This window comes from Caballeronia sp. LZ024 (assembly GCF_031451455.1).
GTDB classification, from domain to species: domain Bacteria; phylum Pseudomonadota; class Gammaproteobacteria; order Burkholderiales; family Burkholderiaceae; genus Caballeronia; species Caballeronia telluris.
Genome location: NZ_JARUXL010000020.1, coordinates 1 through 3,281, shown reverse-complemented (window position 1 = coordinate 3,281; position 3,281 = coordinate 1). Strand labels below are relative to the sequence as shown.

The following is a 3,281-nucleotide window of genomic DNA, read 5'->3' as shown; positions in this document are numbered from 1 at the left end:
TCAGACAGCGCGGCGCACCATCAATTCCTTGATCTTGCCGATCGCCTTTGTCGGATTGAGCCCCTTCGGGCACACATCCACGCAGTTCATGATCGTATGGCAACGGAACAGACGATACGGATCTTCCAGGTTGTCGAGGCGTTCACCCGTCGCTTCATCGCGGCTGTCCGCGATAAAACGATAGGCTTGCAACAGGCCCGCCGGTCCCACGAACTTGTCGGGGTTCCACCAGAAGCTCGGGCACGACGTCGAGCAGCTCGCGCACAGAATACATTCGTAGAGGCCGTCGAGCTCGTCGCGTTCTTCCGGCGACTGCAGACGCTCCTTCTCCGGCGGCGGCGTGTCGTTGATCAGGTACGGCTTGATCGAATGATACTGATTGAAAAATTGCGTGAAGTCGCAGATCAGGTCGCGCACCACCGGCAGCCCCGGCAACGGACGCAGCACAATCTTCTGCGGCAGGTCGTTCATGTTCTGCAGACACGCCAGACCGTTCTTGCCGTTGATGTTCATCGCGTCCGAACCGCACACGCCCTCGCGGCACGAGCGACGAAACGACAGCGTTTCATCGACCGATTTGAGCTTCAGCAATGCATCGAGCAGCATGCGTTCGTGCGAGTCGATCTCGATCTCGTAACTCTGCATGCGCGGCGCCGCGTCCTTGTCCGGATCGTAGCGGTAGATTTCAAATGTTCTCTTTGCCATGTCGATATACCCTTAGAACGTACGCGCCTTCGGCGGCACCGATTCGACCGTCAGCGGCTGCATCTTCACCGGCTTGTAGTCGAGACGATCGCCCTCGCTGAACCACAGCGTATGGCGCATCCAGTTTTCGTCGTCGCGATGCTCGAAGTCGCTGTGCGCATGCGCGCCGCGGCTTTCCTTGCGCGCCTCGGCCGATACCATCGTCGCGCGCGCCACCTCGATCAGGTTCGCCAGCTCCAGCGCTTCCACCTTCGCGGTGTTGAACACCTTCGACTTGTCCTTCAGGTGCACATGCTTCACGCGTTCGGTCAGCTCATTGACCTTGCCGACGCCCTCTTCCAGCAGCTTCGACGTGCGGAACACGCCCGCATGCGCCTGCATGCTCGCGCGGATGTCGCCCGCGATCGACTGCGTGTATTCGCCCGAGGTCGACTTCTCCAGCACCGAGAGACGTTCGAGCGCGAAGTCGGCGGCGTCCGCCGGCAGCGGCTTGTGCTCCTTCATCTCCATCGCGTGCTTGATGATGTGATTGCCCGCCGCGCGGCCGAACACCACCAGGTCGAGCAGCGAGTTCGTGCCCAGACGGTTCGCGCCGTGCACCGACACGCACGAGCATTCGCCCACTGCGTAGAAGCCGTTGACCGGATCGTCGTAGCCCTTGGCCGTGCCCACCACCTGACCGTGGATGTTGGTCGGAATGCCGCCCATCTGATAGTGGATGGTCGGCACGACGGGGATCGGTTCCTTGATGCAATCGACGTTCGCAAACTTCAGCGCGATCTCGCGGATCGACGGCAGACGCTTCATGATCGTCTCCGCGCCGATGTGCGACAAGTCGAGCAGCACGTGATCCTTGTTCGGACCGACGCCGCGTCCTTCCTTGATCTCCTGGTCCATCGAGCGCGAGACGAAGTCGCGCGGCGCGAGGTCCTTGAGCGTCGGCGCGTAGCGTTCCATGAAGCGCTCGCCGTTCGAGTTGCGCAGAATGCCGCCCTCGCCGCGCACGCCTTCGGTGATCAGCACGCCCGCGCCCGCGACACCCGTCGGGTGGAACTGCCAGAACTCCATGTCCTGCAGCGCGATGCCCGAACGCGCGGCCATCCCGAGCCCGTCGCCGGTGTTGATGAACGCATTGGTCGATGCCGCGAAGATGCGCCCCGCGCCGCCCGTGGCGAAGAGCGTGGTCTTGCCTTCGAGGATATAGACGTCGCCCGTTTCCATTTCGAGCGCGGTCACGCCGAGCACGTCGCCATCGGCATCGCGGATCAGATCGAGCGCCATCCATTCGACGAAGAACTGCGTCTTCGCCGCGACGTTCTGCTGGTACAGCGTGTGCAGCAGCGCGTGGCCGGTGCGGTCGGCAGCGGCGCACGCGCGCTGCACCGGCTTCTCGCCGTAGTTCGCCGTGTGGCCGCCGAACGGACGTTGATAGATCGTGCCGTCCGCGTTACGGTCGAACGGCATGCCCATGTGTTCCAGTTCGTACACCGCGTTGGGCGCTTCGCGGCACATGAATTCGATCGCATCCTGGTCGCCGAGCCAGTCGGAGCCCTTGATGGTGTCGTAGAAGTGATAGTGCCAGTTGTCCTCGCTCATGTTGCCAAGCGACGCGCCGATCCCGCCTTGCGCGGCGACCGTGTGCGAGCGCGTCGGAAACACCTTGGACAGCACGCAGACCGACAGGCCGGCTCGCGCGAGTTGCAGCGAGGCGCGCATGCCCGAGCCGCCCGCGCCGACGATGACCACGTCAAAACGACGACGCGGCAAGGAAGTCTTGATTGCAGCCATTCTTTAAACTCTCCAGAGAATCTGTGCAGCGTAGCCAGCGCAAGCGACCAGCCAGAGGATGGTCAACGCCTGAAGCGACAGGCGAAGGCCGACCGGCTTCACGTAATCCATCCAGATGTCGCGAATGCCGACCCACGCGTGATAGAAGAGCGAAAGCAAGGCGACGAAGGTGGCGAGCTTCATCCACTGCAGCGCGAAGATCGACGCCCAGCCTTCATACGAGAAGTCGCGGGCGACGAAGAACCAGAACAGCAGGATGAGCGTATAGACGGCCATCACGACCGCGGTGACGCGTTGCGCGAGCCAGTCGCGCAGACCGTAGTGAGCGCCGACGACAAGGCGCTTCGGGCCGACTCTGTTGTTAGCTGCCATGTTTTTAGAAGGCTCCGAAAAGTTTCAGCGCGACGGCGAGCGCCAGCAACGACGAGACGATCAGCACCGACAGCGCGGTCTGCTTGCCGCCTTCCTTGTTCACCGCGACGTGCGTGTCGAGCAGCAGAAAGCGAATGCCCGCGCAGAAGTGGAACAGGTACGCCCACGACAGCACGAGCACGATGATCTTGACGATGGGGTTGGCGAGAAAGCCCTTGAACGCATCGAAACTGATTTCCGATGTCAGGCTCTGGTCCAGCAGATACAGCAGGAACGGCAGCGAGATGAACAGCAGAAGACCGCTGATGCGATGCAGGATCGAGACCTTCCCTGCTAGCGGCAAGCGATACTTCGCGATTTGACCGATCCCGATGTTACGGAATTCGGGCCTTGGTTTTTTTACGGCTTCAGCCATG

General features: G+C 61.9%; 4 protein-coding genes. All 4 read right to left on the bottom strand.

Annotated features, from left to right (window positions below; all coding sequences use genetic code 11):
- The 4 genes from QCE48_RS31420 to sdhC are packed head-to-tail and all read right to left on the bottom strand — an operon-like array spanning position 1 to position 3,280.
- A complete protein-coding gene (locus tag QCE48_RS31420; protein WP_087671206.1) occupies positions 1 to 705 on the bottom strand; it encodes a succinate dehydrogenase iron-sulfur subunit in 705 nt (234 codons plus the stop codon).
- A gap of 12 nt (positions 706 to 717) precedes the next feature.
- On the bottom strand, positions 718 to 2,493 hold the full coding sequence (gene sdhA / locus QCE48_RS31415; RefSeq protein ID WP_309781829.1) for a succinate dehydrogenase flavoprotein subunit: 1,776 nt from the start codon (positions 2,491 to 2,493) through the stop codon (positions 718 to 720).
- 3 nt (positions 2,494 to 2,496) lie between these two features.
- Positions 2,497 to 2,865 (bottom strand): succinate dehydrogenase, hydrophobic membrane anchor protein, encoded by a 369-nt coding sequence (gene sdhD / locus QCE48_RS31410; RefSeq protein ID WP_309781827.1) that lies wholly within the window; start codon positions 2,863 to 2,865, stop codon positions 2,497 to 2,499.
- Positions 2,866 to 2,869: 4 nt separating this feature from the next.
- Positions 2,870 to 3,280 carry a succinate dehydrogenase, cytochrome b556 subunit gene (sdhC, locus tag QCE48_RS31405; RefSeq protein ID WP_309781826.1) on the bottom strand — a complete coding sequence of 137 codons (411 nt, stop codon included), beginning with the start codon at positions 3,278 to 3,280 and terminating at the stop codon, positions 2,870 to 2,872.
- Position 3,281: the final 1 nt, after the last annotated feature.